Source organism: Phaeobacter italicus (assembly GCF_019801785.1).
Lineage (GTDB): Bacteria > Pseudomonadota > Alphaproteobacteria > Rhodobacterales > Rhodobacteraceae > Phaeobacter > Phaeobacter italicus.
This window is the reverse complement of sequence record NZ_JAHVIJ010000004.1, coordinates 200,255-226,060: the sequence shown is the minus strand read 5'-3', so window position 1 is coordinate 226,060 and position 25,806 is coordinate 200,255. Positions and strand designations below refer to the sequence as shown.

The window sequence follows — 25,806 nt, the reverse complement described above, 5'->3', positions numbered from 1 at the left end:
AAGGTGAGTGGCTGACAAGTTATCAGCTGCCTGACAAAGCAAAACCTAAGATCAAGGAATGAAACAATGCGTCACGCACGTGGTTATCGCCGCCTGAACCGTACTCATGAGCACCGTAAGGCCCTGTTCTCCAACATGGCTGGCTCGCTGATCGAGCACGAGCAAATCAAAACGACCCTTCCGAAAGCAAAAGAACTGCGCCCGATCATCGAAAAGATGATCACCCTGGCAAAGCGTGGCGATCTGCACGCTCGCCGTCAGGCCGCGTCCAAGCTGAAAGAAGACAAGGACGTTGCGAAGCTGTTCGAGGTTCTGGGCCCGCGCTACAAGGACCGTCAGGGTGGCTACGTCCGCATCCTGAAAGCCGGCTTCCGTTACGGTGACATGGCTCCGATGGCAATCATCGAGTTCGTCGACCGCGACGTTTCCGCCAAAGGCGCCGCCGATAAGGCACGTCTGGCAGAAATCGAAGCTGCTGACGAAGAATAATCTTCTCGGTCATCCGACCGGACCTACCCCCGCTCTGGAAACAGGGCGGGGGTTTTTCGTTTCCGGGGCAGGGGCCAGAACCGCTGCTTTTCCCCCGTAAATCCAACCTTGTAAAAGGGGGGCATGGTCCGCATATCCTGTTCACAAGAACAAACGGAGTCGTCATGTTTCGTGCCATCCTGACCGCAGCAGGCCTGTTCCTGGCCACTCAGATCCCCACCACTCAGGCGCTCGCCGAGACCCGCGTGCCGCGGTCGCAGGCAGAGATCTCGCTGGGCTTTGCACCGCTGGTGAAAGAGGCAGCCCCCGCAGTGGTGAACATCTACGCCAAGATCGTGCAGGAACAACGTCGCACGCCGTTCATGAACGATCCGTTCTTTGACGATTTCTTTCGTGGCCTGTCCAAGCCGCAACCAAGGGTGCAGAACTCGCTGGGGTCGGGCGTGATCCTGTCGGCGGACGGGATCGTGGTGTCGAACTATCACGTGGTGGGCATGGCGACCGATATCCGCGTGGTGACAACCAACCGGCGCGAATACGCCGCGCAGGTGGTATTGGCAGATGAGGCCAGCGATCTGGCGATCCTGCAGCTGCAAGACGCCGAAGGCCTGCCCTATCTGGAGCTGCGCGACAGCGATCAGGTCGAAGTGGGTGAACTGGCGCTGGCCATCGGCAACCCCTTTGGCGTGGGGCAGACCGTCAGCAGCGGCATCGTGTCGGGGCTGGCGCGCAGCGGTGCCGCCACCGGAGAGGGGCTGGGCTATTTCATTCAGACCGACGCCCCGATCAACCCCGGCAACTCTGGCGGGGCGCTGATTGACGTGAATGGCGATCTGATCGGGATCAACACCCGCATCGTGACCCGCTCTGGCGGCTCCAACGGTATCGGCTTTGCCATCCCCGCCAATCTGGTGCGCGCCTTCATGCGGCAGGCCGATCAGGGCGCGGAGGAGTTCCAGCGCCCCTGGGCGGGCATGATGGGCCAGCCGGTTGATGCCGATCTTGCCGCCTCGCTTGGCATGGACCTGCCAGAAGGGATGGTGATCTCCGATCTCCACCCCGCGAGCCCCTTTGCCAAGGCCGGTTTCCAGGTGGGGGACGTGGTTCTGGATGTCGCCGGTCAGCCGGTAAATTCGCCCTCTGAAATGGTGTTTCGCATGTCTGTTGCAGGTCTGGGCGATACCGCAGAGGTCACGCGACTGCGCGGCGGTGAACGCAGCGCGCTCCAGGTCGAGATGATGCTGGCCCCCGATGATCCGCCGGCCGATCCGCTGACCCTGAATGAGCGCAGCCCGCTGCCCGGTCTGACGGTGGCGCGCATCAACCCGCAATCGATCGTCCGTCTGCAACTGCCGATGTCGGCCAAGGGCGTGGTGATCACCGACCCCGGCGCCTATGGCGGCCGCGTGGGGCTGCGCCCCGGTGATATCATTCTCGCGATCAACGACACCGCGATCGAAACACCGCAGGACGTGCCGAATGTGCTGGCCGCTGCGGGGCGCTGGATGAAGGTGGATCTCAACCGTCAGGGCCAGCGCGTCTCGCTGCGCTACAGGCTCTGACATGGGGGATCTGTTCGACAGCGGAGAAGGCACAGACGGCAAGGCCGCAGCGGCAGCTGGCGGGCGGGATGTGAACCGCCCCCTTGCCGACCGGCTGCGCCCGCAGTCCCTGGCAGAGGTGATAGGCCAGACCCATGTTCTGGGTCCAGAGGCGCCGCTTGGCGTGATGCTGGCCTCCGGGTCCCTGTCTTCGCTGATCCTGTGGGGGCCGCCGGGGGTAGGCAAGACCACCATCGCCCGGCTTCTGGCACGGGAAACCGATCTGCATTTTGTCCAGATCTCGGCGATTTTTTCCGGTGTGCCTGATCTCAAGAAAGTGTTTGAAGCCGCCAAGATCCGTCGCCAGAACGGTCAGGGCACGCTGCTCTTCGTGGATGAGATCCACCGCTTCAACAAGGCCCAGCAGGACGGGTTTCTGCCGCATATGGAGGATGGCACCATCCTGCTGGTGGGGGCCACCACCGAAAACCCGTCGTTTGAGTTGAACGCCGCTGTGCTGTCACGCAGTCAGGTGCTGGTGCTGGAACGGCTGTCGCTGGCAGATCTTGAGCGGCTGACCCAGCGCGCCGAGCAGGAGCTGGGCCGCGCTCTTCCCCTGCTGCCCGATGCGCGCGATGCGCTGCATGAAATGGCCGATGGCGACGGGCGGATGTTGCTCAATCTGATCGAACAGGTCGCCGCCTGGAAGGTGCCTGCCCCCCTTGGCGCAGAGGCACTGGCGGCGCGGCTGATGCGGCGCGCTGCGAAATACGACAAGTCAGGGGACGAGCATTACAACCTGATTTCGGCCCTGCACAAATCGATCCGTGGCTCTGATCCGGATGCGGCGCTCTATTGGCTTGGCCGGATGCTGGAGGGCGGTGAAGATCCCCGCTATCTGGCCCGCCGCCTGACGATGATGTCGACAGAGGACATCGGCCTTGCCGACCCGCAGGCCAATACGGTGTGTCTGAATGCCTGGCAGACCTATGAGCGGCTTGGCAGCCCGGAGGGTGAGCTGGCGCTTGCAAATGCGGCGGTGTATCTGGCCCTGGCCCCGAAATCCAACGCGGTCTATGTCGGCATCAAGGCAGCACGGCGTCTGGCCAAGAAAACCGGTAGCGCCCCGCCACCCAAGCATATCCTGAACGCGCCAACCAAGCTGATGTCGGAGCAGGGCTATGGTGATGGCTATGCCTACGACCACGACGCCGAAGACGGGTTTTCCGGTCAGAACTACTTCCCCGACGGGGTGAAACGCCCGGTGCTCTACCAGCCGGTTGAACGCGGGTTTGAACGCGAGCTGAAACGGCGCAGCGAGTATTTCGCCAACCTCAGGACCAAGCGGAACAGCTGATCCGGCCTGGCTGCGCCAGACCGGGGCCTTCGGCGGGAGTATTTGGGGAAAGATGACAGCGACGCCAGCTGCAAGCAAAGCAGCCATGCGCCAGCAAAACTTGACATCCACGCGCCAGCCGGCGACAGACCGTTGATGGTTTTTTCGGTTCTATATGTGGCCCTGGGCGGCGCGATCGGCGCCTGCTGCCGCTATCTGGCCGGTTTGGGGATCACCCGTCTGGTTGGAGTGGGGGAATTCCCCGTGGCGATCCTGACGGTGAATGTGATCGGCTCTTTCCTGATGGGGGCTTTTGTTGTCACGGCGGCCCATAAGGGGTTGAGCCACCTGAGCCCCCTTGTGATGTCCGGCCTTCTGGGCGGCTTCACGACGTTTTCGGCCTTCTCGCTTGAGACGGCCAACCTGATCGAGCGCGGCGCCTTCGGGCAGGCTGCGCTATATGTGCTTTTGTCCGTGGGCCTGTCGGTCGGCGGGCTGTTTTTGGGCCTGATGGCGGCCAGAGGAGTGTTCGCATGAGCGGCGTACAGATGATTACCGTCACAGAAGATGACGCAGGCCAGCGCATTGACCGCTGGTTGCGGCGTCTGTTTCCGCATGTGAGCCAGGGGCGCATCGAAAAGATGTGCCGCAAGGGCGAGCTGCGGTTGGATGGCGGGCGGGTCAAGGCCAGCTCTCGGGTTGAGGCGGGGCAGACCGTGCGCGTGCCGCCGCTGCCTGCGTCGGATCTGAAGCCGGCCGAGGCACCGAGCCGCCGGATTTCCGATGCGGATGCCAAGATGATCCGGGGCTGCGTGATCTACAAGGATGACGCGGTGATCGTGCTGAACAAACCAGCGGGTCTTGCCGTGCAGGGGGGCAGCGGCACCACCAAACATGTGGATGGGCTGTCCGAGGCGCTGAAGTTTGATGCCGAGGAAAAGCCCCGTCTGGTGCACCGGCTGGACAAGGACACGTCGGGTGTTCTGGTTCTGGCCCGCACCCGTCAGGCCGCGCAGGCCCTGACCGCGGCCTTCCGTCATCATGCCACCCGCAAGATCTATTGGGCGCTGGTGGCCGGCGTGCCGACACCCTATCTGGGCGAAATCAAATGTGGTCTGGTCAAGGCGCCGGGGCACGGCAAATCCGGTGAGGGCGAGAAAATGATCGCCATCCACTCCAACGAAGTGGACAGCACGCCGGGCGCCAAACGTTCGCATACGCAATATGCCACGCTCTACCGCGTGGCGAGCCGTGCGGCCTGGGTTGCGATGGAGCCGATCACCGGCCGCACCCATCAGCTGCGCGCGCATATGGCCGAGATCGGCCACCCGATTGCCGGCGATGGCAAATATGGTGGGTCGGGTCAGGAAAACCTGGGCGATGGCTGGGGGGCGCAGCTGGGGGGGATCATCTCCAAAAAGCTGCATCTGCACTGCCGTCGCATGGCGTTTGAACATCCGACCACCAAGAAACCGCTGTCGATCACTGCGCCGCTGCCGGAGCATATGAAAGAGAGCTGGGACACCTTTGGCTGGAGCGAGGATCTGGCTGAGGACGATCCCTTCGAGAGCCTGCGATAAGGCCTGCGCCGATGAGCGATGCGTTGCGCCTGATCCTGTTTGATGTGGATGGCACGCTGGCCGACAGCCAGGGGGCGATCACCTCGGCGATGGCGGCGGCGTTTGCCGGCGCTGGTCTGCCGACGCCCAGCCGGGCGGAGATCCTGTCGATTGTGGGCCTGTCATTGCCGCTGGCGATGGCCGAATTGGCGGGGGAGCAGCCTGCGGATGTGCAGGCGGTTCTGGTCGAGGGCTACAAGTCGGCCTATAAATCCGCCCGTCTGGCTGCAGGCGCCGGGCATTCGCCGCTTTATCCCGGCGCGGCAGAGGTTCTGGCAGAGCTGAACGCTGTTCCCGAATACCTGCTGGGGGTGGCCACCGGCAAATCGCAGCGCGGGTTGGATGCGCTGATCGAAGCCCATGAGCTGCGGTGTTTCGTGACCCGCCAATGCGCCGATCACCACCCGTCCAAACCGCATCCGTCGATGGTTCTGCGCGCAATGGCGGAAACCGGGGTGCGGCCCGAAGATACCGTGATGATTGGCGACACCAGTTTCGACATCGATATGGGCCGTGCGGCAGGTGTGCGCACGATTGCGGTCGACTGGGGGTTTCACCCGGCAGAGCGGCTGGGTGCGGATCACATCATCAAGAGCTTTGGCGAACTGGCGCCCCTGTTGCGCAACACTTGGTAAGACACCGGAGAGATCTGACAACATGAGCGAGTGGAAACAGAAACGATTCTGGAAAGAGGTCACCGTGGCCGACACCGAGGGTGGCTTTGCGGTTGAGCTGGATGGGCGTCGGATCAAGACGCCAGCCAAGGCGGCGCTGGTGGTTCCAAGCCGGGCGATGGCGGATGCGATTGCTGCGGAATGGGACGCACAGACCGAATCAGTCGACCCCTCGACGATGCCTACGACTCGTTCTGCGAATGCTGCAATCGACAAGGTGTCGCATCAGCATGGCGAAGTGTCGGATATGCTGGCGGACTACGGTGATTCCGATCTTTTGTGCTATCGCGCGGACAGTCCGGCGGAACTGGTGGCCCGTCAGGCCGAAAGCTGGGATCCGGCACTGGCCTGGGCAGAAGAGGTTCTGGGTGCAAAGCTGGCACCGCGCAGCGGCATCCTGCATGTGGCCCAGGATCCAGCCGCTGTCGCCCGTTTGCGCGGCTTAGTGCATGAAATGTCAGCATTTCAGCTGGCCGCCTTTCACGATCTCGTGTCCATGTCGGGCTCTCTTGTGCTGGGATTTGCCGCCGCGCGCGACTGGCGTCCGGCCGAGGAAATCTGGCAGATTTCGCGGCTGGATGAGCTGTGGCAGGAGGAACAATGGGGCAAAGACGACGAGGCGAGCGCAACAGCTGAATTGAAACGGCTCGCCTTTATGCACGCCAAGCGATTCTACGATTTTTCCAGCTGATGCAATAAATTACCGAAAATGCGCGCGTGCCGCAAAAATCGTGCGCGCGCACAAAAATGTTCTCTATACGGCCATCGAAATTCCTGATCACAGACTTGACGTTTGTTGATGAATGCGACCACACTCGCATTTGAAAGGGGGGCAAATCCCCGTTTCGCAACCGTTATCCGGCATGGCTGGTGCCGGTCAAAAAGAGCCGCCAAATAGGCGGACTATCAGGAAGAGGTAAACATGAAGAATAAGGTATTTCTGGGCGCGCTGACTGTTGCTGGTCTGGCCGCTGGTGCAGCTGCGGCGGGCACCCTTGATGACGTCAAGGCGCGTGGCAAGCTGAACTGCGGTGTGACCACCGGTCTGGTTGGCTTTGCTGCGCCCAATGCCAATGGCGAATGGGAAGGCTTTGACGTTGCGGTCTGCCGCGCGGTTGCTGCTGCTGTTCTGGGTGACTCCACCGCTGTTGAATTCGTTCCGACCACCGGTAAGACACGCTTTACCGCGCTGGCATCCGGCGAGATCGACATGCTGGCCCGTAACACCACCTGGACCTTCTCCCGCGACGTCGACCTGAAGTTCGAATTCGTCGGCATCAACTACTACGACGGTCAGGGCTTCATGGTCCCCAAAGACCTCGGCGTATCCTCCGCGAAGGAACTGGACGGCGCGACCGTTTGTATCCAGACCGGCACCACCACCGAGCTGAACCTGGCGGACTTCTTCCGCTCCAACAACATCAGCTACGAGCCGGTTCCGATCGAAACCAACGCAGAAGCACAGCAGCAGTATCTGGCTGGCGCCTGTGACGTTTACACCACCGACGCATCCGGTCTGGCGGCAACCCGCGCGACCTTTGACGATCCGGCTGGCCACGTCCTGCTGCCCGAAATCATCTCCAAAGAGCCGCTGGGCCCGCTGGTCCGTCACGGCGACCACGAGTGGGGTGACGTTGTTCGCTGGAGCCTGAACGCGCTGATCGCAGCTGAAGAGCTGGGCGTGACCTCCGCCAACATCAACGAGATGGCAGCTGGCACCGAGAACCCGGAAATCAACCGTCTGCTGGGCACCGAAGGTACCCTGGGCGAGATGCTGGGCCTGTCTGCTGACTGGGCGAAAAACGCTGTTGCCGCTGGTGGTAACTATGGCGAAGTCTTCGCGAAAAACATCGGTGAAGACACTCCGATCGGTCTGGCACGCGGTCTGAACGCTCAGTGGACCGAAGGTGGTCTGCTGTACGCACCGCCGTTCCGCTAAGACCCATTAGGAAAAGGGCGCAGGTCATCCTGCGCCCTTTTTCCTCCCTACCTATCCTAACAAAAACGCTTCAGGTTTTTCGCGAGCAGGGAACCAACTCTGCCGAACAGATGACCTGTAAGCCACGGGGATCACTCATTCATGTCAACTCTCACTGACCCACCAAAGGAGCAGTTTCAGCTGTCCATGTTGGTCAACGATACCCGCTATCGTTCGTTGACCTTCCAGGCGATTGCTGCGCTCGTCCTGGCCTTGGCCATCTGGTATCTCGGCAACAACCTGATCCAGAACCTTCGCGCTGCCGGTCTGAATATCTCTTATAACTTCCTTGGGGATCCGTCCGGCTACGACATCAACCAGCGCCTTGTGGAATACGACAGCCAGTCGAGCCACGCACGTGCCGCGCTTGTCGGGGTTCTCAACACCCTGCTGGTGTCTGTTCTGGCCTGTATCACTGCAACCATCTTTGGTGTGATTGCGGGTGTTCTGCGTCTGTCCAACAACTGGCTCGTATCCAAGTTGATGGCGGTTTACGTGGAAATCTTCCGCAATATCCCGGTCCTGATCTGGATCATCATCATCTTTACCATCATGACCGCCGTGATGCCTGGCCCGCGGGAATTCCGTGGTGACAATGCCACGTCGAGCATGGTGCTTGACCTCTTTGCCTTTACCAACCGCGGCGTCTACATCCCGATGCCCTGGTTTGAGACGGGTCTGTTTGCCTCTGCCACGATGAACTGGCTGCTGGTCATCGCGACCCTCGTTGGGTCATTCTTCGTGATGCGCAAGGTCGAGAACAACGCGACCAAAACGCAGGAAGAAACCGGTATCCGCCCCAACACCAAATGGATCGCTCTGGGCGTCTGGCTGGTGCCGCTGGTGCTGCTGTTGTTCCTGATGGGTCTGTCCTGGGAAGTTCCGGCGCTCAAGGGCTTCAACTTCTCCGGTGGTATCAAAATCGGTGGTCCGCTGATCGCCCTGTGGTTCGCCCTGTCGATCTACACCGGTGCCTTCATCGCGGAAAACGTCCGTGCGGGTATTCAGGCGATCAACAAAGGCCAGACCGAAGCCGCCGCGGCACTGGGTCTGCGTCCGGGCCGGATCATGAACCTCGTCGTACTGCCGCAGGCACTGCGCGTGATCATTCCGCCGCTGATCTCCAACTTCCTCAACATCACCAAGAACTCCTCGCTGGCGATTGCCGTGGGCTATGCCGACATCACCGCGACCCTGGGCGGCATCACGCTGAACCAGACGGGCCGTGCGATTGAATGCGTGCTTCTGCTGATGCTGTTCTATCTCACCGCGTCGTTGACCATCTCTATGGTGATGAACGTCTACAACGCCTCTGTGAAACTGAAGGAGCGCTGAGACATGAGCGATACACACGCACAAACTGTCGCCTTTGTCCGCGAAACCGAAATCCCGCCCGCGCCGCCGCCCGGCCGCGAGACGGGGGTCTACAAGTGGATGCGCGAGAACCTGTTCTCCAGCATACCGAACTCGATCCTGACCATTGTTGCACTGGCCCTGATCTATTCCCTGCTGAGCGGCACCCTGCCGTGGTTGCTGAACGGGGTCTGGAACACCAGCTCGCTGCAGGAATGCCGTGAGGTTCTGGATGGCCAGGTTGGCGCCTGTTTCTCGGTCCTGACCGAGCGCTGGAATCAGCTGCTTTATGGCTTCAAATATCCGGTTGAAGAGTACTGGCGCCCCAATCTGGCCCTGCTTCTGCTCTTGATCGCGCTGGCGCCGGTTCTGTTCTTTGACCTGCCGCGCAAGCTGTTGGCCTTTACGGCGGTCTATCCCTTCATCGCCTTCTGGCTGATCTGGGGTGGGTCCATTCTGGTGCCGATCGTTGCCCTGCTTGGCTTTGTTGCGGCCGGGGTGGTGTTTCAGAAATACGGCAAGGGCAGTTTTGCTGTCGGGTTCTTTGGTGGGATCCTTGCGGCGATTGTTGTCTGGAATGTCGGTGGTTTCCTGATCCCGGAAGGGGCCTCTGAGAACGCGATGCTGGCGGCTGTGCCCTCGCGGGATCTGGGTGGCTTCATGCTGAACATGATGCTGGGTGTTACCTGTGTGTCGCTGTCGGTGCCTCTGGGTATCGCGCTGGCACTGGGCCGTCAGTCGACCATGCCGCTGATCAAGTGGATCTGCGTCGTCTTCATCGAATTCGTTCGTGGCGTTCCGCTGATCACCCTGTTGTTCGTGGCATCGGTGATGCTGTCCTACTTCTTCCCGCCAGATGCCACCGTGGACCTGTTCCTGCGCGTGGTCATCATGATCACCCTGTTCTCCTCGGCCTATATCGCCGAAGTGATCCGGGGCGGTCTGGCCGCTCTGCCCAAGGGGCAGTACGAAGCAGCAGACAGTCTGGGTCTCGACTACCCGCAGGCGATGCGTCTGATCATCCTGCCGCAGGCTCTGAAGATCTCTATCCCCGGTATCGTGAACGTGGCTGTTGGCCTGTTCAAGGATACCACGCTGGTGTCGGTCATCTCGATGTTCGACTTGGTGGGCATGATCCGTGGCCCGATCCTCGCCTCCACCGAGTGGAACGGCGTTTATTGGGAACTCCTCGGCTTTGCCGCCTTCCTGTTCTTCGTCGTCTGCTACGGCATCTCTCAATACTCACAGTGGCTCGAGCGTCGTCTCGCCACCGATCACCGTTAAGGAGTTCAACTTATGTCTGAACTTATGTCTGACCGCGCAATCGACCGCTCCAAAATGCAGGTGAGCGACGAGGTTGCCATCGAAATCAACAACATGAACAAGTGGTACGGCTCTTTCCACGTGCTGCGCGACATCAATCTGACCGTCAATCGCGGCGAACGGATCGTTATCGCGGGCCCGTCGGGGTCGGGTAAATCCACCCTGATCCGCTGCCTTAACGCGCTGGAAGAACACCAGCAGGGCAAGATCGTGGTGGATGGCACCGAGCTCTCGAACGACCTCAAGAACATCGACAAGATCCGGTCCGAGGTTGGCATGGTGTTCCAGCACTTCAACCTGTTCCCCCATCTGACGATCCTTGAGAACTGCACATTGGCCCCGATCTGGGTGCGCAAGACGCCCAAGAAAGAGGCCGAAGAGCGCGCAATGCACTTCCTGGAAAAGGTGAAGATCCCCGACCAGGCGCATAAGTACCCGGGCATGCTGTCCGGTGGTCAGCAGCAGCGTGTGGCGATTGCCCGCTCGCTGTGCATGATGCCCCGCATCATGTTGTTCGATGAACCGACATCGGCGCTCGACCCGGAGATGATCAAAGAGGTGCTCGACACCATGATCGAGCTCGCGGAAGAAGGCATGACCATGCTCTGCGTGACCCACGAAATGGGCTTTGCCCGTCAGGTGGCGAACCGCGTGATCTTTATGGCGGATGGCCAGATTGTTGAGCAGAACGAACCGGAAGAGTTCTTCAACAACCCCAAGTCCGAGCGCACCCAGCAGTTCCTGAGCCAGATCCTCGGCCACTGAGATCTGCCTATAGGGTCTGTGACCTGTTGAATTGGAAAGGCCGGGCATCTGCCCGGCCTTTTCTGTTGGTCCCCGGCTGTTCTAGGCAGGGGGCGCTGCCCCCTGACCCCCGGAGTATTTGGGGAAAGATGACAGCAGGCGCGCGCTCAGCCGTGGCGGGCAAACGCGCGGGTCTCGCCATCTGCCAGCAGCAGAAGCGTGGTAAAGGGCTCTGTGCTGTCACCCATTTCCATACCGGGCGATCCAATGGGCATGCCGGGCACGGCAAGGCCCAGGGCATCGGGCCGTTCGTTGATGAGGCGGGTGATATCCTCGGCCGGAACATGGCCTTCGATCACGTAGCCCTCGATCATGGCGGTGTGGCAGGAGGCGGTTTCATCGCGGATGCCGAGCCGGTCCTTCATCGTCCACAGCTGTTCATCGGGAACATCGCGCAGATCCACCGAAAAACCGGCGGCGCTGAGATGGTCGGCCCAGGCGGTGCAGCAGCCGCAGCTTGGCGATTTCAGCACCCGGATTTCGGGGCCTTGGGCTGCGTGGGCTGGCAGGCGCAGAGCGGGCAGGGCGAGGGCTGCCAGAAGAAAGGAACGGCGACGCATGAGAGAGCTCCTGTCATTGGTGTCTGGGCAGACAATAGCGCCGCTGCAGCCCGGCCTGCCACGGGTGTCCTGCGCTGGATGTGCGGCTTTGTCGCAGGCCGCAGGGCAGGCTGTCAGGCGCCCAGCAGCTCTCTTGGGACGGTGAAATCCACCACTTTTCCGCTGCCCCAGCTGAGATCGGACCAGGTGTCGATCGGGAAGGTTGCGACCAATGTGGCCCCTGTCGGGTAATCCTCAAATCGCGAGTGGTCGGGCGGGTTGCGCAGCAGTTGATGGGCGAAATCGGCAATGCCGGGATTATGGCCCAGGATCTGCACGCGCCGGTGCTCTGCCTCGCGCAGGACCTGAAACAGCACATCAGCGGTGGCGTGATAGAGCCGTTCGATAAAGATGGCGGGGACATCCAGCCCCATCAGGTCATAGGTTTCACGGGTGCGCTGCGCAGAGGAAGAGATCACCTGATGCGGGATCATGTCGATATCGCGCAGCCAGTCACCGATGGCAGGGGCCGAGCGCTGGCCGCGTTGGTTGAGCGGGCGGGCATGGTCGCTGGGGGCTGAGGTGTCCCAGGCGGATTTGGCGTGGCGGGTGAGGATCAGCGTGCAAGTCATTGGTTGTGAAAATACCTCATGTGGTGGGCGGATTGCGACAAGGGGCGCGCGGCTCTGGCCGACAGCGGGCAGGCGCGGCGCGCAAGGCATCCGCCAGACAGGCAGCTGGCCCCGGCAGCCGTGTTCAGGTGGTCATGGCAGGCGGCAACGCCGTAGGGACCACCGGCGACAAGCGCATCAACGGGGCAGGCCGTCAGGCAGGGCCGCCCTGTGCAGCTCTCGCAGGGGGAGGTGCTGCGGGGTGGGGGCGGTAGATCAATGTAATGCGCAAAATATAGAGCGCCGCGGAAGGAAATCATCATGCCGAGGCGATCATGCACCAGCATTTGCGACGGGGATGTGAAACAGCGGCCAGAGGCACGCGCCCAGGCGACAAAGGGCTGATAGGGCGGGCCGGTGAACGGGTAGCGCGCCTGCGCGCCCCAGGCGGCGGCGAGGGCATCGATGGTGCGTCGGGACCAGCGGTCAACCGGATCGGCTGTGCCATCGCGGAACTCGGGCGTGGTTTCAAACTGCGCCCAGAACCCCGGTCCCGTCCCGAAAAGCACCATTGTTCCGTCAGGTTGCGGACTGTCAGGCTTTGCGCTGTTTGGGGGCAGATCCGGCCCCCTGGTGGCGACATCCTTGCCGAGATCACTGCCAAGATCATCGGCCGCAGCGTGAAAGGCGCCGTAGATCTCCAGCCCGGCCTCGGCGGCGCTATGGGCGATGTCAGTGTAGGTTGGGGGCGTGGCGGGGCTCATGCCCCCAGACTAGCGCAGATGGCAGCGGATCGGCGCATAAAAACGGCAACTGACGCCGCAAAGCGCGCCAGATCATGACGCGACAGCGCAAAGACATCGGGTTGAAAACAGGCAAGGATACAGGGCCCTGCGCCCGTGGCCGGTTGGGGGCAGAGCTGCCTGCCCCCTTTTGCCATCCGTTATCATGGCGACCGGGCTTGAGACCTGATGGCCGCTGTCTGATGTCGATCAGCCCCGGATCAGGGACGAATCATGGAGCCTGCACCGTGATCGGTGAACAGCTCCAGCAGCACGGCATTGGGCACGCGGCCATCAACGATGGTGCAGGCGCGCACGCCATTGCGGACGGCGGACAATGCGGTTTCGGTCTTGGGGATCATGCCGCCGGCGATGACACCGGTTGCGGTCATCTCTTCGACATCGGCGGCCTTCAGTTCGGTGACCACATCGCCTGCGCCGTTCTTGACGCCGGACACATCGGTCAGCAGCAGAAGGCGGTCGGCCTTGAGCGCCGAGGCGATGGCCCCTGCGGCTGTGTCACCGTTGATGTTGAAGGTTTCGCCATTGGGGCCTGCGCCGATCGGGGCGATGACCGGGATCATGTCCTGTTCAAACAGGTGATGCAGCACCGACGGATCCATCTGATCCGGTGTGCCCACAAAGCCGAGATCGGGATTGGCCTGGGTGCAGGTGATGAGATTGGCGTCCTTGCCCGACAGACCGACGCCAGCGCCGCCCTGACGGTTGATTGCCTGCACGATGCGTTTGTTCACCACGCCGGACAGCACCATTTCCACCACTTCCATCGTGGCTGCATCGGTGACCCGCTTGCCGTTCACGAATTCGGACTGGATCGCCAGCTTGTCCAGCATTGCATTGATCATCGGCCCACCGCCATGCACGATCACGGGGTTCACGCCGACTTGTCGCAACAACACGATATCACGGGCAAATGTTTCCATTGCGTCATCGCTGCCCATGGCGTGGCCGCCAAGTTTCACGACAACGATGGCACCGTCATAGCGCTGCAGATAGGGCAGGGCGCTTGACAGGGTCTCGGCAGTGGCAATCCAATCGCGGTTCATGTCTTGTTTCTTCATCATTGCAATCCCTGGACATGGCGGCTGCCCCAAACGCGAGGCAGTCAGACCATGGGCACCGTGTTACGCGGTTCTGCCCCCCCTGCCAAGGTAAGAGGCTGCATTCGCCCCATTGCGGCCACTGCGGGGCGCGCCTAAGTTTGACCTGATCGCAATCCGCCGGGCCCTTGCTGATACCCGCTGGTGCGATCTGTTTCATGTTCGGGCCACTCTCCCCGCTGGCCCCATCCCAAGGATGATAAGATGCGCCAAAAGACCCTTTTGCTGACCGGGGCGAGCCGTGGAATCGGCCATGCCACCGTCCGTCGTTTCAATGCCGAGGGCTGGCGGGTCATCACCTGTTCGCGCCAGCCGTTTCCGGCGGAATGCCCCTGGGGTGGCGGCGAGGAAAACCATGTTCAGGTGGATCTGTCCGACCCAACCGACACCATCAACAAGGTGGGCGAAATCCAGGAGCGGCTGGACGGTCGGCTGGATGCGCTTGTCAATAATGCGGGGGTGTCCCCCAAGGGGGCGGATGGGGCGCGGCTCAATACGCTGGATACCGATCTGATGACCTGGGGCAAGGTGTTCCATGTGAACTTCTTTGCCTCTGTTGTTCTGGCGCGGGGCCTTAAGGATGAGCTGGCCGCTGCCAAAGGATCGGTTGTCAACGTGACCTCTATTGCGGGCAGTCGGGTGCATCCTTTTGCTGGTGCGGCCTACGCCACATCCAAGGCGGCGCTGGCTGCGCTCACGCGGGAGATGGCGCATGACTTTGGCCCCCTGGGGGTGCGGGTGAATGCCATCGCGCCGGGCGAAGTGGAGACCGCGATCCTGAGCCCCGGCACCGACAAGATTGTCAAGAAACTGCCGATGCAGCGTCTGGGGCAGCCAGAGGAGGTCGCGGCCGCGATCTATTTCCTGTGCTCGCAAGAGAGCTCGTATATTTCTGGGGCAGAGATCGAGGTGAACGGCGCCCAGCACGTCTGAGCCAGCCAGACGGCCGGCGCCCCGCCTGTCCATGTGGCTCTGACCTGCGGGTTAGAGACGAAAACGCCCCCGGATCAGCAGATCACGGGGGCATTTTTGTTCGGCTGTTTTTGCGCGATCTGAGGGTTATTCAAGCCCTGCGATGATGGCGCGCAGCGTGGGGATGCCGTCGCCTTTTTCCGAAGAGGTCAACACGATCTCGGGGTAGGCGGCAGGGTGTTTGGAGAGCGCCTCGCGCACCTGTGACAGCACGGCAGCACGGTCCTTTTCCTTGACCTTGTCGGCCTTGGTCATCACCACCTGAAAGGTCACCGCAGAGCTGTCGAGCAGCTTCATGATCTCGGCGTCGACCTTTTTGATGCCGTGGCGGCTGTCGATCAGCACAAAGGCGCGGCGCAGGGTCTGGCGACCAGAGAGATACTGCTTGAGCAGGCGCTGCCATTTCTCGACCACGGGCAGCGGCGCATTGGCGTAGCCATAGCCGGGCAGGTCGACGAGATACAGCTCTGGCCCCTGTGTGAAGTAGTTGATCTCCTGCGTGCGCCCCGGCGTGTTAGACGCGCGCGCCAGACCCTTGGTCCCGGTCAGGGCATTGATCAGGCTGGATTTGCCGACATTGGAGCGCCCGGCAAAGCAGACCTCCATCCGGTCGGCATCCGGCAGACCGGACATGGCGACCACGCCTTTGACAAAGGTGGATTCGCCCGCAAACAGCTTGCGACCCTTTTCGGTCATGATTTCATCCGGCTGTTCGGCCAGGGGAAAGGACATCTGCATCACAACAGCTCCAGTTTGTCGCCGATGCGGATCTGGCCAGCATCCAGAACCTTGGCGCGAATGCCAAAGTCGGTGTGGCCCCATGTGTCACGCAGGGCTTTTAATGTTTCAGCATCGCGGACCCCGGTGTCGGGGTTGGTTTCCGTGGCGCGGCAGCGGGTGATGCGATCCACCACCTCAAGACAGGTTTCGCCGATCTGCAGCTGCTGGCCGACCCAGTCGAATTCGCCAAAGGCGGCAGTGTCATCGATCCAGATGTTGCCGCGAAACCGGCGTGGATCCAGATCCTGCCCCAGCACATCCCCAAGCGCGCGCAGAGAGCTGAGCGACAGGATGGCCACGGCCGAGAAACTGGCGTCTGCCATCCCGCCCTCTGGGGCCTTGATCAGGCTGTGGGGCTGGGGGCGTTCGCTGGGGTAAAGCGGGCTTAGCCACGCGATCAGCCGGTCGCTTTCGGCGGCGATATCTGCGCCGAGAGTGAGGCTGAGATCGGGTTGGCGGGGATGGCTGAGGGTGATCTGCGCCGCTCCGTCCTGGGCAAGGTCGGTGCGTGCGGTGATCGCCATCAGTTCCGGGCCAAAACAGCCGCGGGCAAAGTTGCGGCAGTGCTGCCATGCGCCGGTGTCCTGAGAAGTGCCGGTCAGCACCGCCCAGGCCCGGTCAAACGGCATAGGCCCGCCTGTTTCCAGACGGACCTCTGAGAGTGGTTCGGCCCCGATACCTTTGATCGGGTGCCGCCACATTTCCTTGACAGTTGCTGTCATTACTTCTCCGCCTTGGGCGACTTCTTGAAGCTCGACTTGATGTTTCCAAACACATCCGGCTTGTAGCCGTGGCTGCGCATGATCAGGTACTGCTGCGTGAAGGTGATGGTGTTGTTCGCAATCCAGTACACCACCAGACCCGATGCAAATCCACCCAGCATGAACATGAAGACCCAGGGCATCCATGCAAAGATCATCTGTTGGGTCGGATCGGTCGGTGCCGGGTTCAGCTTTTGCTGCAGCCACATAGAGATACCCAGGAGGAGCGGCAGGATACCGATCAGCACGGTTGCCAGAATGCTGCCCGGCTCCGGACCTGTGAACGGCAGCAGGCCGAACAGGTTCATGATGGAGGTCGGGTCAGGCGCGCTGAGATCCTGAAAGGGACCAAAGAAGGGCGCGTGGCGCAGCTCCAGCGTGACAAAGATCACCTTGTAGAGCGAGAAGAAGATCGGGATCTGGATCAGGATCGGCAAACAGCCTGCGGCGGGGTTCACCTTTTCCTTTTTGTAGAGCGCCATCATCTCCTGCTGGAGCTTCTGGCGGTCATCGCCGGCCTTTTCCTTGATCTTCTCCATTTCCGGCTGCAGTTCCTTCATCTTTGCCATCGAGGCATAAGATTTATAGGCCAGCGGGAAGACGAGGATCTTGATCAGCACGGTCAGGCCGATGATCGCCCAGCCCATGTTGCCGATCAGCGCGTTCAGCCAGTGCAGAACCGCAAAGATCGGTTTGGTGAGGAAGAAGAACCAGCCCCAGTCGATGGAATCGAGGAAGCCTTCGATGCCGTCTTTCTGGTAGCCGCGGATGGTGGCCCATTCCTTGGCACCGGCGAACAGCTCGGTGGTGACCTCGGTGCCTTCGCCATTGGCAAGAGTCACGGTCGGCAGCACCACGTCGGTCTGATAGATCTCGCGGCGTTCGTCGAATTTCGCAATCGAGCGGAAGGATTGGCCGGGCTCGGGCACCAGGGTGGACATCCAGTAGTGATCGGTGAAACCGATCCAGCCGTTGCCTTCAACCTGGGTGATTTCGCTGCGGGCGCCGCTGCGGGCGTCCAGATCGAAATCCGCCATGTCGTCATAGTCGATTTCCGCCAGCGTGCCGTCTGCCATGCCAACGACGCCTTCGTGCAGGATGAAGAAGTTCTTCAGATCCTGGGGCATGCCATGGCGGGCGATGGTGCCGTAAGGTGCGAGCGAAACGGTGCCTGCGCCTTCGTTCATCACACTTTGTACGACCCGGAACATGTAGTTCTCGTCGATGGAGATGGTGCGGAAGAAGGTCAGGCCCTTACCGTTGCGCCAGGAGAGGGTCACGGGGGTCTCGGGCGTCAGGGTCTCACCTTCATGAAGCGACCAGAGCGTGTTTGCGCCGGGGACATCATCGATCCCCAGACCGGCACCCGGTGCCCAGCCGTACAGCGCGTAATAGGCATTCGGGCTGCCTGCGGGGGACAGCATCTTGACGATGGGAGAGTCGGGCTCCAGCGAAACGCGGTAATCTTTCAGCGCCAGATCATCCAGACGGCCGCCCTGCAGCGAAATGGTGCCGGTGACACGCGCGGTGTCGATCGCCACGCGCGGTGCATCGGCTGCGGTTTCGGCCTCGGCTGCGCCAGCGGCTGCCGCGTCACCTGCGATGGCCTGAGCCGCCGAAGGGGCAGAGACGCCATCGCCGGCAGGCGCGGTCTGCGCGATCTCGGCGTCGGGCTGCGGGGCAGGCTCCGGGGGCGGGAAAAAGATATACCAGCCCAGAATCACCAGGAAACTGAGCGCGGTTGCGAGAAGAAGGTTCTTGTTCTGATCGTCCATTGGGGACCGCCACCTCGTGCATGGAATGACAGGGTGTGGTTCAACAGAGGTGGACCCCAAAGGTCAAGTGGAATCGCCCCCGCGGCGGTGTCGCAGTCGCGATGAGCCGGGATTTCCGGGCATTCCCGCCGGATTCGCAGCCATTGGTCATTTGCGCCAAACGCGAGTCGGCTGTTCGGGGAGGGGCGAAAGCGTGCAGGCAGGCCGGATGATCCGGGGCGATGACGGTCGGCTGAAGCCGACGGGTGGCTGGCCCGATGGGTCAGACTTGGCCATAGGGGCGCAGGCAAAAACCCGGCGCGCGGATCCCGGTGGCGTGCCGCTGGTTCAGTGTCTTTCGGTTATTTTCCCTGACGGCCAATCACCGGGGCATCCTGCAGCTTTGCCTCATGGGCGGCAATCCAGTCCAGCGTCTGGTCAAAGGGCATCGGGCGGCCGATGCCAAAACCCTGCACATGATCGCAGCCCAGCTGCGCCAGCAGCGCGTGTTCGCCCACGGTTTCCACGCCTTCGGCCAGGGTGGCAAGATCCAGCCGCTCGGCCATGGTCAGGATGGCGGCGATCAGTTTCTGCTGTTCGGGGTCACGGTCGGCCTTCATCACAAAGGAGCGGTCGATCTTGATCCGGGAGACACGGAACCGCTGGACCGCAGCAATAGAGGCATGGCCGGTGCCAAAGTCATCCAGATCGATATTGCAGCCCAATTCACCAAGCGCGGCAATGTTGCGCACGATCATGTCGTCGGGCTGATCGGTCATCACGGTTTCGAGGATTTCGACGCAAAGCCGGTCCGGGGTGAGGCCAAAGCGTTCCAGTTCCCATTGGATGCGCTCAACGAGATTGACGTTGCGCAGCTCGTCCGTTGCGAAATTCACGCCGACAGAGGGGACATTCAGCCCGGCCGCATCCCACGCCTTGAGCGCGGTGAGGGCGTTGTACAGCATGATTTCACTGAGCCGTTCCATCAGTCCTGCGTCTTCCAGCGCGGGAAGGAAGGACATGGGCGGGATCATGCCGCGCACGGGATGGTTCCAGCGCGCCAGCGCCTCGAACCCGGAAACGCGGCCCGTGTCGGTGCAGATCTGGGGTTGGAACCAGGCTTGGATCTGGCCGCTTTCCAAGGCGTTGACCAGTTCTTCCTTGACGTCGCCGCGGGCCTTGCCGCGTTTGTCCATGTCTTCGGTATAGGCGCGAATGCCGGAGGGGCCGTTGGTCTGTGCCTCCATCAGGGCGGTGGTGGCGGCATTGATCCAGTCAGAGCCCGCCGGTTTCGGCGCCCGCCCGTGAAGGCAGAACCCGATGGAGCAGGACACGTAGACAGAGACGCCATCCACGGAAATCGGTTCCTCAATCGCGGTCTGCAGGCGGCCTGCCAGTTGAATGGCCAGTTCCAGATCCATTTGCAGAACCGGGGTCAGGCAGACGCCAAAGCGGCTGTCGCTGATGCGGGCAACGCTGTCCTGCGGGCGCAGGATCGACAGGATCCGGTCGCCGCATCGGTTGACCAGCATATCGGCGGTCTCCTGGCCGTGGCGCTGGGCGAGATCCTTGAAATCGTCCAGTTCGACCATGAACACGGCAGAGCGCAGGCCGCTTTCGGCGGCACTGTCATAGATTTCGCAGGTGACTTCCTCGAACCCGTCGCGCAGCAACATCCCGGTGAGGCGGTCGCGCGGCTGGCCGGGGCGGCGCAGATGGGCAAAGCCACCCATCGCGGCAAAGACCAGCGGCAGACCAAGGGCCACGATCAAAAGGGCGGCCTCTCCCCCCATCCAGAAGGTCGCAAGCGTCAGGGCAGGCAGAAACGCCAGAAGAGGCGGGCCAAGAAGCACCGGAACAATCCGTTTTCTGACGTGCGCAAGTGTCTGCGACAGCGTTTTTGTCATCTGTAGACCTTTCACCTACGACGAGGGGCAGTGGCTACAGATTAGAATCGGCGTCTCACCGTCTAGTTAACGCAGGTCGGGAATCTCGTCTGAATCAGCAGTTAATTCGGGATTTTTCAGGCTAAGAGCAGAAAAATCGAACAGTTTTGGATCCAAAAGATGCGAGGGGCGGGCATTCATCAGCGCGCGGAACATCACCTGACGGCGACCGGGGCTGTTTGATTCCCACTGATCCAGGATCTGTTTCACCTGCTGGCGCTGCAACCCGTCCTGGCTGCCGCAGAGATCACAAGGGATGATCGGATAGTCCATCGCGCGGGCGAATTTCTCGCAATCGGCCTCGGCCACATGGGCGAGGGGGCGGAAGACAAACAGATCGCCTTCTTCGTTCACCAGTTTGGGCGGCATGGTCGCCAGGCGACCGCCGTGGAACAGGTTCATGAAGAAGGTTTCCAGAATGTCGTCGCGGTGATGGCCAAGAACCACCGCAGAGCAGCCTTCTTCGCGGGCGATGCGATAGAGGTTGCCCCGGCGCAGACGCGAGCAGAGCGCACAATATGTGCGGCCCTGGGGCACTTTGTCCATCACGATGCTGTAGGTGTCCTGATATTCGATGCGGTGCGGCACACCCATCTTTTCCAGGAATTCGGGCAGGACGGTGGCCGGGAATCCGGGCTGGCCCTGATCAAGATTGCAGGCCAGCAGATCCACGGGCAGCAGCCCGCGCCATTTCAGTTCATAGAGAACCGCGAGGAGGGTATAGCTGTCCTTGCCGCCAGACAGGCACACCAGCCATTTCGGCGTGCTGCCATCGGCGCGGCGTTCCACCATGCCGTATTGTTCGATCGCCTCGCGCGCGTAGCGCACGATCCGTTTGCGGAGTTTCTTGAACTCCGTTGTCGAGGGGGCGCCGGCAAACAGCGGGTGGATATCGTCGAGATCATCATCAAGCATGGCCGCGCCCTAGCCGAGGATCGGCGTTTTGCCAAGGAAAAAAGGTGATCTGGGCGATCCGGGCGCGGGTGGCCGGGCCTGCAAAGTCATCCGAAGGCGGGCGTGATGCGTAGACATCAGACGATGCAGCGCCCCCAACATGAGGTGAAAGACATGACCCCTGCCAGCCAAGATACCACCCGCCACCGTCCCAAGCGCAGCGCGATGCGCCGTCTGGGGCGGCTGGCGCTGATCGGAGGCGCGGTTGCCGGGGTTGCGGCGCTTGCCTCTTGCGGGCGGCCAAGCCTGTCGGATGAGAAACTGAGCGACAAGGCGCTTAATCTGGAAGAGTATTTCGTGGGGCAGACAGTGGCCTACGGCCAATTCACCGACCGTTTTGGCACGGTGCGGCGGCGGTTTGTTGTCGACATCACGGGAGAGTGGGATGGCAGGGATCTGACCCTGACCGAGGATTTCCGCTATGCCGATGGCAGCACGGAACAGCGGATCTGGACCCTGACCAAAACCGGGCCGGACAGCTGGGAAGGCACGGCGGACGGGGTGCAGGGCAAGGCGCGCGGCGAAGAGCGGGGCGATACCTTTAACTGGGCCTATACAATCGACCTGCCGGTGCCGGGCGGAGACACGATGCGGGTGTCCTTTGACGACTGGATGTGGCTGCTGGAGGACGGGCGGCTCTTGAACAAGGCCTATATGAGCCGCTTTGGCGTGACACTGGGCGAGGTCACGATCTTCTTTGAGAAGAAGGACGATTAGCGCGGGTTCTGATCGCGGTGGTGCGGGGCAGGGCCCTGGCGGTCTGTGGTACTTGATGTGTCTTGCTGCTGGTCAGGGCCGTGATCGGCACAGCCGCATCCGGGCACCGGGTCGTAGCCGTCGCCGCCAAACGGGTGGCAGCGGCCGATCCGGCGCAGTGTCAGCCATGTGCCACGGATGGCGCCGTGTTTTTCCAGCGCCTCCAGCGCATAGGCAGAGCAGGTGGGTTGATAGCGGCAGTTAAATCCAACCCAGGGGCTGAAGATCAGCCGATAGGCGCGCACAGGCAGCGCAAAGAGATGGGCCAGCGGGGTCATGGCGGATAGATAGGCAGAGTTGCGCGATATGGCAATCAGGACAGCGCCCCAGCCGGGGAAGGGGCGCAAGCGACCTACCGGGGGGAAATTGGGGGAAAGGGCCGGGAGTGGCGCGTTCGGACCGCCGGGAGGGAGCCCGTTGCAGCCTTGCTGGTGCAACCTTACTGGCCGTGGATCTTTTTCAGGGCGTAGATCAGATCCCGCTTCAGCTCTTCAAAGGGGCGATCTGCCGTCTGACCGGCCCGTCCGATCAGCACATAGTCCCATCCTGCACGGCCATGCAGAGGCAGAATCATCCGCGCGACTTCGCGCAGGCGCCGTTTGGCGCGGTTGCGGGCCACTGCGTTGCCGACTTTTTTGGAACAGGTAAAGCCCATGCGAATGCCATCGCCACCGGGTTCATCGCTCCGGCGGTTGCGGCCCTGGACCATCATGCCCTTGGTGCCCTGACGACGGGCGCGGGCAGCGGCAAGGAAATCGCGACGCTTGGCGATCACCACGGGTTGTGGCTGCGGCAACGCGCGGGCGGCGGTTGCATCAGATGCACAAACGGACACCGCCGGAGACTGATCCCCGCGGGCAGCGTTGCCATCCTTGGGGGTCTCCGGCGGTGTCATGTCCGTCAGAACGTGAACTGAGCTTATGCGCTCAGTTCTTTACGACCGCGTGCGCGGCGTGCGTTCAGAATCTTACGGCCTGCCTTGGTGGCCATGCGCGCACGGAAGCCGTGGCGGCGTTTGCGAACCAGGTTCGAAGGCTGATAGGTGCGTTTCATCGCTCCGGTCTCCAACTGTTTACATCGGGACGGCGCGGAATCGGCCACCCGGGGTCTATCTCGAAGCCCGGTCTCTAGAAGGGAATGCCGTGCGAGTCAAACCCCCAGCGGGGTGTTTTCTGCGCGAAATGCAACATTTCCCCGAAAATCGGGCGCTCGCGGCCTTTTAACAGAAGGGTTTTGTAACAGATAGCCCTGAAACAGCACGGAATGAGACAATTGGCTCACTTTTTTCGCGGGCACGATCAAGCCGCTGTGAGATAAGCGCTGCAGCGCTCGTGCCGGGGCTATTTTGCAGGTACCACCAACACCGCGACCCCGCCCTGTCAACGGGGATGGTCGCAGACGCGCCTGTTCTGGCACGAGGCCAGAGCAGACATCAGACAGGCAGACGGCCAGAAGAGCAGGAGCATCGCCCCATGCAGGATCAGACCCCATCGCAGCCCTCTCAGAGTGAGGCCAGAGAATCGGCAAAGAAGCCGGGTCTGGGGCGGTTTCTGCCCCTTGCCGCTGTTTTGGTGGTGGCCGCGATCGGTGCCATGACGTTGGGGGACTATCTGACGTTTGAAACCCTGCGCGACAACCGCGAGGCGCTGATGGCGTTTCGCGACAACAATTATGCCGGGCTCGTCGGGCTGTTCATGCTGACCTATGTGGTCATCGTGGTATTTTCGCTGCCCGGTGCGGCGGTGGCGTCGGTCACGGGCGGTTTCCTGTTTGGTCTTGCGCTGGGCACGACGTTCAATGTGCTGGCCGCCACAACCGGTGCGATGGGCATCTTTCTGGCTGCGCGCTGGGGCCTTGGCGCGATGCTGACGCAGCGGCTGGAGACGGCTGAGGGTCGGGTCAAGATGCTGAAGCAGGCGTTGCGGGAAAACGAGATCGAAGTCCTCTTGCTGCTGCGGTTGGTCCCTGCGGTGCCGTTCTTTGTGGCGAATCTGCTGCCTGCGCTGGTGGGGGTCAAACTGGTCAATTTCCTGTGGACCACGGCCGTCGGCATCATTCCCGGTGCCATCGTCTTTACCTGGATCGGTGTTGGGCTTGGTTCTGTCTTTGACCGTGGTGAGACGCCGGACCTGTCCCTGTTGTGGGAGCCACATGTGATTGGCCCGATCATCGGCCTGTGTGTGCTGGCAGCGCTGCCCATCCTTCTGAAGAAACGCAAACCACGTGCGGGCAATGCGCCTGCGGCGGCAGCCACCCAAGAATCGGAGCAGTGACCATGCAAGAGTTGACCTGTGATCTTCTGGTGATTGGGGCCGGATCCGGCGGTCTGTCGGTTGCGGCGGGGGCAAGCCAGATGGGGGCGGACGTGATCCTTTTGGAGGGTCACAAGATGGGGGGCGACTGCCTGAACTATGGGTGTGTGCCCTCCAAGGCGCTGCTGGCGGCGGCGAAAACCGCCTATACCCAGTCCCACGCCAGCGCCTATGGCGTGGCGGATCAGGCCCCGGTGGTGGATTATTCGGCAGCCAAGGATCACGTGCATGACGTGATCGCCACCATCGCCCCAGTAGACAGCCAGGAGCGATTCGAGGGCTTTGGCGTGCGGGTCGTTCGTGAATATGGCCGGTTCGTCGATGATCGCGTGGTCGAGGCCGGTGCGTTTCGCATCACGGCGCGGCGCATTGTGATTGCCACCGGCTCATCCCCCTTTGTCCCTGCGATCGAGGGGCTGGAAGATGTGCCGTATTACACCAATGAAACCCTGTTCGACCTGCGCGAGCGGCCCGATCACCTGCTGATTATCGGCGGTGGCCCCATCGGCATGGAAATGGCGCAGGCCCATATTCGCCTGGGCAGCAAGGTCACGGTGATCGAGGGGGCCAAGGCGCTTGGCAAGGACGACCCGGAGCTGGCCGAGATCGTGCTGGATCAGCTGCGCAGCGAGGGCGTCGAAATCGCAGAAGAGGCGCAGGCCGCCCATGTCGGCGCAACGCCAACAGGGGGCGTGCGGGTCACCGCCAAGGACGGTCGCGTCTTTGAGGGCAGCCACCTTTTGATGGCGGTCGGGCGCAAAGCCAATATCGACCGGCTCAATCTTGAGGCTGCGGGCGTGGAAACCAACCGCGCCGGGGTGGTTGTCGATGAGAGCCTGCGCAGCAAGAACCGCCGTGTCTATGCCATCGGGGACGTGGCTGGGGGGCTGCAGTTCACCCATGTGGCCGGCTATCATGCCAGCGTCATCATCAAGTCGATCTTGTTCGGCCTGCCGTCCAAGGCCAAGACCAGCCACATTCCGTGGTCGACCTATACGGCCCCTGAACTGGCGCAGGTCGGTCTGAGCGAAGCAGAGGCGCGCAAGGCACATGGCGACCGGCTGGAGGTGGCGCGATTTGATTACCACCACAACGACCGCGCCCTGGCAGAGCGCAAGAGCAAGGGCCTGATCAAGGTGATGGTGGTCAAGGGGCGCCCGGTTGGTGTTTCTGTTGTCGGCCATCAGGCGGGGGAACTGGTCGCGCTGTGGTCGATGGCCATCGCCAACAATATGAAGATGAGCCAGGTCGCCGCGATGGTTGCGCCCTATCCGACAATTTCCGAAATGAATAAACGTGTTGCAGGGGCCTATTTCTCGCCACGGCTTTTTGATAGTCCAAGAGTGAAACAAGTGGTGCGCTTTGTGCAGCGCTGGCTCCCGTAACGCCGGAAGGGGCGGA

27 protein-coding genes are annotated in these 25,806 nt (G+C 61.7%); 15 read left to right on the top strand and 12 right to left on the bottom strand.

All coding sequences use genetic code 11. The annotated features are described in order from the left end of the window. Positions 1-66: 66 nt before the first annotated feature. The 11 genes from rplQ to KUV39_RS11250 all read left to right on the top strand — a co-directional run bounded on the left by rplQ (position 67) and on the right by KUV39_RS11250 (position 11,078). A complete protein-coding gene (rplQ, locus tag KUV39_RS11300) occupies positions 67-489 on the top strand; it encodes a 50S ribosomal protein L17 (RefSeq protein WP_008562519.1) in 423 nt (140 codons plus the stop codon). Between the two features lie 164 nt (positions 490-653). Then, positions 654-2,051 (top strand): trypsin-like peptidase domain-containing protein, encoded by a 1,398-nt coding sequence (locus tag KUV39_RS11295; RefSeq protein WP_222459811.1) that lies wholly within the window; start codon positions 654-656, stop codon positions 2,049-2,051. 1 nt (position 2,052) lies between these two features. Continuing rightward, on the top strand, positions 2,053-3,387 hold the full coding sequence (locus KUV39_RS11290) for a replication-associated recombination protein A (RefSeq protein ID WP_222459810.1): 1,335 nt from the start codon (positions 2,053-2,055) through the stop codon (positions 3,385-3,387). Between the two features lie 135 nt (positions 3,388-3,522). After that, positions 3,523-3,903 carry a fluoride efflux transporter CrcB gene (gene crcB, locus KUV39_RS11285; protein WP_222459809.1) on the top strand — a complete coding sequence of 127 codons (381 nt, stop codon included), beginning with the start codon at positions 3,523-3,525 and terminating at the stop codon, positions 3,901-3,903. Further along, complete coding sequence (locus tag KUV39_RS11280) at positions 3,900-4,946, top strand: RluA family pseudouridine synthase (RefSeq protein WP_008562196.1); 1,047 nt, start codon at positions 3,900-3,902, stop codon at positions 4,944-4,946. The genes crcB and KUV39_RS11280 overlap by 4 nt, the downstream gene beginning before the upstream one ends. Before the next feature lie 11 nt (positions 4,947-4,957). Further along, entirely contained in the window at positions 4,958-5,620 is a 663-nt protein-coding gene (locus tag KUV39_RS11275; protein WP_222459808.1) for an HAD-IA family hydrolase, read from the top strand. A 22-nt stretch (positions 5,621-5,642) separates the two neighbouring features. After that, the gene (locus tag KUV39_RS11270) at positions 5,643-6,350 is read left to right on the top strand and encodes an ATP12 family chaperone protein (protein WP_046212214.1); all 708 of its coding nucleotides are present in this window, start codon (positions 5,643-5,645) and stop codon (positions 6,348-6,350) included. Positions 6,351-6,581: 231 nt separating this feature from the next. Next, the gene (locus tag KUV39_RS11265; RefSeq protein ID WP_008562771.1) at positions 6,582-7,598 is read left to right on the top strand and encodes an amino acid ABC transporter substrate-binding protein; all 1,017 of its coding nucleotides are present in this window, start codon (positions 6,582-6,584) and stop codon (positions 7,596-7,598) included. Positions 7,599-7,739: 141 nt separating this feature from the next. Next, the gene (locus KUV39_RS11260; RefSeq protein ID WP_008560409.1) at positions 7,740-8,972 is read left to right on the top strand and encodes an amino acid ABC transporter permease; all 1,233 of its coding nucleotides are present in this window, start codon (positions 7,740-7,742) and stop codon (positions 8,970-8,972) included. A 3-nt stretch (positions 8,973-8,975) separates the two neighbouring features. Then, positions 8,976-10,274 (top strand): amino acid ABC transporter permease, encoded by a 1,299-nt coding sequence (locus KUV39_RS11255; protein WP_222459807.1) that lies wholly within the window; start codon positions 8,976-8,978, stop codon positions 10,272-10,274. Between the two features lie 12 nt (positions 10,275-10,286). Further along, positions 10,287-11,078, top strand: a complete 792-nt coding sequence (locus KUV39_RS11250; RefSeq protein WP_008562928.1) for an amino acid ABC transporter ATP-binding protein — start codon at positions 10,287-10,289, stop codon at positions 11,076-11,078. Between the two features lie 146 nt (positions 11,079-11,224). Here the strand turns inward: KUV39_RS11250 and KUV39_RS11245 are convergent, their stop codons facing one another. The 4 genes from KUV39_RS11245 to argB all read right to left on the bottom strand — a co-directional run bounded on the left by KUV39_RS11245 (position 11,225) and on the right by argB (position 14,131). Next, positions 11,225-11,677: a DUF411 domain-containing protein gene (locus KUV39_RS11245; protein ID WP_209034832.1), complete on the bottom strand. Its 453-nt coding sequence runs from the start codon at positions 11,675-11,677 to the stop codon at positions 11,225-11,227. Positions 11,678-11,790: 113 nt separating this feature from the next. Continuing rightward, positions 11,791-12,288: a SixA phosphatase family protein gene (locus KUV39_RS11240; RefSeq protein WP_222459806.1), complete on the bottom strand. Its 498-nt coding sequence runs from the start codon at positions 12,286-12,288 to the stop codon at positions 11,791-11,793. Further along, positions 12,285-13,031, bottom strand: a complete 747-nt coding sequence (locus KUV39_RS11235; protein ID WP_222459805.1) for a ferredoxin — start codon at positions 13,029-13,031, stop codon at positions 12,285-12,287. The genes KUV39_RS11240 and KUV39_RS11235 overlap by 4 nt, the downstream gene beginning before the upstream one ends. A gap of 239 nt (positions 13,032-13,270) precedes the next feature. Next, positions 13,271-14,131, bottom strand: coding sequence for an acetylglutamate kinase (gene argB / locus KUV39_RS11230; RefSeq protein ID WP_037303054.1), 861 nt, complete (start codon positions 14,129-14,131; stop codon positions 13,271-13,273). Positions 14,132-14,374: 243 nt separating this feature from the next. Here argB and KUV39_RS11225 point away from each other — a divergent pair, with 243 nt between their 5' ends. Further along, positions 14,375-15,103, top strand: coding sequence for an SDR family NAD(P)-dependent oxidoreductase (locus KUV39_RS11225; RefSeq protein WP_008562619.1), 729 nt, complete (start codon positions 14,375-14,377; stop codon positions 15,101-15,103). Positions 15,104-15,229: 126 nt separating this feature from the next. Here the strand turns inward: KUV39_RS11225 and yihA are convergent, their stop codons facing one another. From yihA to ttcA, 5 genes are all read right to left on the bottom strand, one after another. Continuing rightward, positions 15,230-15,880, bottom strand: coding sequence for a ribosome biogenesis GTP-binding protein YihA/YsxC (yihA, locus tag KUV39_RS11220; protein ID WP_008559961.1), 651 nt, complete (start codon positions 15,878-15,880; stop codon positions 15,230-15,232). Further along, positions 15,880-16,644, bottom strand: a complete 765-nt coding sequence (locus KUV39_RS11215; RefSeq protein ID WP_222459804.1) for an MOSC domain-containing protein — start codon at positions 16,642-16,644, stop codon at positions 15,880-15,882. The genes yihA and KUV39_RS11215 overlap by 1 nt, the downstream gene beginning before the upstream one ends. After that, a complete protein-coding gene (gene yidC / locus KUV39_RS11210) occupies positions 16,644-18,458 on the bottom strand; it encodes a membrane protein insertase YidC (protein ID WP_046212209.1) in 1,815 nt (604 codons plus the stop codon). Before yidC ends, KUV39_RS11215 begins: the two co-directional genes overlap by 1 nt. 341 nt (positions 18,459-18,799) lie before the next feature. Beyond that, the gene (locus KUV39_RS11205) at positions 18,800-20,344 is read right to left on the bottom strand and encodes a putative bifunctional diguanylate cyclase/phosphodiesterase (RefSeq protein ID WP_008559468.1); all 1,545 of its coding nucleotides are present in this window, start codon (positions 20,342-20,344) and stop codon (positions 18,800-18,802) included. A gap of 66 nt (positions 20,345-20,410) precedes the next feature. After that, a complete protein-coding gene (gene ttcA, locus KUV39_RS11200; protein ID WP_008560305.1) occupies positions 20,411-21,298 on the bottom strand; it encodes a tRNA 2-thiocytidine(32) synthetase TtcA in 888 nt (295 codons plus the stop codon). A gap of 204 nt (positions 21,299-21,502) precedes the next feature. Here ttcA and KUV39_RS11195 point away from each other — a divergent pair, with 204 nt between their 5' ends. Continuing rightward, a complete protein-coding gene (locus KUV39_RS11195) occupies positions 21,503-22,054 on the top strand; it encodes a DUF3833 domain-containing protein (protein ID WP_037303055.1) in 552 nt (183 codons plus the stop codon). Here the strand turns inward: KUV39_RS11195 and yidD are convergent. The 3 genes from yidD to rpmH all read right to left on the bottom strand — a co-directional run bounded on the left by yidD (position 22,051) and on the right by rpmH (position 23,146). Continuing rightward, positions 22,051-22,440 (bottom strand): membrane protein insertion efficiency factor YidD, encoded by a 390-nt coding sequence (gene yidD, locus KUV39_RS11190; RefSeq protein ID WP_419555535.1) that lies wholly within the window; start codon positions 22,438-22,440, stop codon positions 22,051-22,053. The genes KUV39_RS11195 and yidD overlap by 4 nt on opposite strands. 92 nt (positions 22,441-22,532) lie before the next feature. Next, positions 22,533-22,988 carry a ribonuclease P protein component gene (gene rnpA / locus KUV39_RS11185; RefSeq protein WP_046212207.1) on the bottom strand — a complete coding sequence of 152 codons (456 nt, stop codon included), beginning with the start codon at positions 22,986-22,988 and terminating at the stop codon, positions 22,533-22,535. Positions 22,989-23,011: 23 nt separating this feature from the next. Further along, entirely contained in the window at positions 23,012-23,146 is a 135-nt protein-coding gene (rpmH, locus tag KUV39_RS11180) for a 50S ribosomal protein L34 (protein ID WP_008554144.1), read from the bottom strand. A gap of 419 nt (positions 23,147-23,565) precedes the next feature. Here rpmH and KUV39_RS11175 point away from each other — a divergent pair, with 419 nt between their 5' ends. Together KUV39_RS11175 and KUV39_RS11170 are read left to right on the top strand one after the other, a co-directional pair. Beyond that, positions 23,566-24,366 (top strand): TVP38/TMEM64 family protein, encoded by an 801-nt coding sequence (locus tag KUV39_RS11175; RefSeq protein ID WP_222459803.1) that lies wholly within the window; start codon positions 23,566-23,568, stop codon positions 24,364-24,366. Positions 24,367-24,368: 2 nt separating this feature from the next. After that, positions 24,369-25,790 carry a dihydrolipoyl dehydrogenase family protein gene (locus KUV39_RS11170; RefSeq protein WP_222459802.1) on the top strand — a complete coding sequence of 474 codons (1,422 nt, stop codon included), beginning with the start codon at positions 24,369-24,371 and terminating at the stop codon, positions 25,788-25,790. The last annotated feature ends 16 nt before the right edge of the window (positions 25,791-25,806 follow it).

What these genes read in the sequence shown, in the direction of transcription:
- rplQ (WP_008562519.1), top strand. Translation starts at nt 67, where the DNA reads ATGCGTCACGCACGTGGTTATCGCCGCCTGAACCGTACTCATGAGCAC.
- KUV39_RS11295 (WP_222459811.1), top strand. Translation starts at nt 654, where the DNA reads ATGTTTCGTGCCATCCTGACCGCAGCAGGCCTGTTCCTGGCCACTCAG.
- KUV39_RS11290 (WP_222459810.1), top strand. Translation starts at nt 2,053, where the DNA reads ATGGGGGATCTGTTCGACAGCGGAGAAGGCACAGACGGCAAGGCCGCA.
- crcB (WP_222459809.1), top strand. Translation starts at nt 3,523, where the DNA reads ATGGTTTTTTCGGTTCTATATGTGGCCCTGGGCGGCGCGATCGGCGCC.
- KUV39_RS11280 (WP_008562196.1), top strand. Translation starts at nt 3,900, where the DNA reads ATGAGCGGCGTACAGATGATTACCGTCACAGAAGATGACGCAGGCCAG.
- KUV39_RS11275 (WP_222459808.1), top strand. Translation starts at nt 4,958, where the DNA reads ATGAGCGATGCGTTGCGCCTGATCCTGTTTGATGTGGATGGCACGCTG.
- KUV39_RS11270 (WP_046212214.1), top strand. Translation starts at nt 5,643, where the DNA reads ATGAGCGAGTGGAAACAGAAACGATTCTGGAAAGAGGTCACCGTGGCC.
- KUV39_RS11265 (WP_008562771.1), top strand. Translation starts at nt 6,582, where the DNA reads ATGAAGAATAAGGTATTTCTGGGCGCGCTGACTGTTGCTGGTCTGGCC.
- KUV39_RS11260 (WP_008560409.1), top strand. Translation starts at nt 7,740, where the DNA reads ATGTCAACTCTCACTGACCCACCAAAGGAGCAGTTTCAGCTGTCCATG.
- KUV39_RS11255 (WP_222459807.1), top strand. Translation starts at nt 8,976, where the DNA reads ATGAGCGATACACACGCACAAACTGTCGCCTTTGTCCGCGAAACCGAA.
- KUV39_RS11250 (WP_008562928.1), top strand. Translation starts at nt 10,287, where the DNA reads ATGTCTGAACTTATGTCTGACCGCGCAATCGACCGCTCCAAAATGCAG.
- KUV39_RS11245 (WP_209034832.1), bottom strand. Translation starts at nt 11,677, where the DNA reads ATGCGTCGCCGTTCCTTTCTTCTGGCAGCCCTCGCCCTGCCCGCTCTG.
- KUV39_RS11240 (WP_222459806.1), bottom strand. Translation starts at nt 12,288, where the DNA reads ATGACTTGCACGCTGATCCTCACCCGCCACGCCAAATCCGCCTGGGAC.
- KUV39_RS11235 (WP_222459805.1), bottom strand. Translation starts at nt 13,031, where the DNA reads ATGAGCCCCGCCACGCCCCCAACCTACACTGACATCGCCCATAGCGCC.
- argB (WP_037303054.1), bottom strand. Translation starts at nt 14,131, where the DNA reads ATGAAGAAACAAGACATGAACCGCGATTGGATTGCCACTGCCGAGACC.
- KUV39_RS11225 (WP_008562619.1), top strand. Translation starts at nt 14,375, where the DNA reads ATGCGCCAAAAGACCCTTTTGCTGACCGGGGCGAGCCGTGGAATCGGC.
- yihA (WP_008559961.1), bottom strand. Translation starts at nt 15,880, where the DNA reads ATGCAGATGTCCTTTCCCCTGGCCGAACAGCCGGATGAAATCATGACC.
- KUV39_RS11215 (WP_222459804.1), bottom strand. Translation starts at nt 16,644, where the DNA reads ATGACAGCAACTGTCAAGGAAATGTGGCGGCACCCGATCAAAGGTATC.
- yidC (WP_046212209.1), bottom strand. Translation starts at nt 18,458, where the DNA reads ATGGACGATCAGAACAAGAACCTTCTTCTCGCAACCGCGCTCAGTTTC.
- KUV39_RS11205 (WP_008559468.1), bottom strand. Translation starts at nt 20,344, where the DNA reads ATGACAAAAACGCTGTCGCAGACACTTGCGCACGTCAGAAAACGGATT.
- ttcA (WP_008560305.1), bottom strand. Translation starts at nt 21,298, where the DNA reads ATGCTTGATGATGATCTCGACGATATCCACCCGCTGTTTGCCGGCGCC.
- KUV39_RS11195 (WP_037303055.1), top strand. Translation starts at nt 21,503, where the DNA reads ATGCGCCGTCTGGGGCGGCTGGCGCTGATCGGAGGCGCGGTTGCCGGG.
- rnpA (WP_046212207.1), bottom strand. Translation starts at nt 22,988, where the DNA reads ATGACACCGCCGGAGACCCCCAAGGATGGCAACGCTGCCCGCGGGGAT.
- rpmH (WP_008554144.1), bottom strand. Translation starts at nt 23,146, where the DNA reads ATGAAACGCACCTATCAGCCTTCGAACCTGGTTCGCAAACGCCGCCAC.
- KUV39_RS11175 (WP_222459803.1), top strand. Translation starts at nt 23,566, where the DNA reads ATGCAGGATCAGACCCCATCGCAGCCCTCTCAGAGTGAGGCCAGAGAA.
- KUV39_RS11170 (WP_222459802.1), top strand. Translation starts at nt 24,369, where the DNA reads ATGCAAGAGTTGACCTGTGATCTTCTGGTGATTGGGGCCGGATCCGGC.